Origin of the sequence: Paenibacillus ehimensis NBRC 15659 (genome assembly GCF_004000785.1) — a bacterium.
In the GTDB taxonomy this organism is placed as follows: Bacteria; Bacillota; Bacilli; order Paenibacillales; family NBRC-103111; genus Paenibacillus_G; species Paenibacillus_G ehimensis.
This window is the reverse complement of sequence record NZ_BILX01000198.1, coordinates 1-893: the sequence shown is the minus strand read 5'-3', so window position 1 is coordinate 893 and position 893 is coordinate 1. Positions and strand designations below refer to the sequence as shown.

The window sequence follows — 893 nt, the reverse complement described above, 5'->3', positions numbered from 1 at the left end:
AAGTACGCGCACAGCTGCTTCTGCCCCTGCTCGTCCTCCCGCGCAATCACCACCGCTTCCCGCACGCCTTCCACGCGCAGCAGCTGCGCTTCCACCTCGCCCAGCTCGATCCGGTAGCCCCGGATTTTCACCTGCTCGTCGATCCGCCCTTTGTACTCCAGCGTCCCGTCCGCACGCCAGCGCGCCAGGTCCCCCGTCCGGTAGCAGCGCTCTCCTTCGCGCACCGGGCTCGCGATAAATTTCTCCGCCGTCAGCTCCGGACGGTTCCGATAGCCCCGCGCCACCCCGTCTCCGCCGACGATCAGCTCGCCCCACGCCCCGACCGGCTGCAGCTGCATCGCGCGGTCGACCACATAAGCCGTCGAATTCGCGATCGGACGGCCGATCGGCACCGCTTCCGTCTGCTCGCCCACAATCGCATACGTCGTCGAGAACGTCGTATTTTCCGTCGGTCCGTAGCCGTTCACCAGACGCAGCCCCGGGTTGTCCCGCACCACCCGGTTGATGTGCGGCACCGACAGCACGTCCCCGCCCACGATCAGCGTCTTCATGTCCCCGAACAGACGGCTGTTCTGCTGCGTCAACTGGTTAAACAGCGGCGCGGTCAGCCACATCGTCGTGATGCCGTACTGCCGGATCGCTTCCTCCAACCGGTCCGCATTCAAAATAACCTCGCTGCTCACCAAATACAGCTGTCCGCCGTTCAGCAGCGCTCCCCAGATTTCGAAGGTCGACGCGTCGAACACGACGGCGCCCGTCTGCAAAATGCGCGTCGTTTCGTCTAGCTGGACGTAATTCGTATTTTTGACCAACCGGACCACGTTGCGGTGCTCGACCATCACGCCCTTCGGCTTGCCCGTCGTGCCCGAGGTATAGATCATATAAGCCAGATC

1 protein-coding gene is annotated in these 893 nt (G+C 63.6%); it reads right to left on the bottom strand.

The window, feature by feature from the left end; translation table 11 throughout:
- Nucleotides 1-893 (bottom strand): amino acid adenylation domain-containing protein (locus tag PEH01S_RS34310; RefSeq protein WP_127490459.1); only part of this gene is annotated, 893 nt, incomplete at both ends.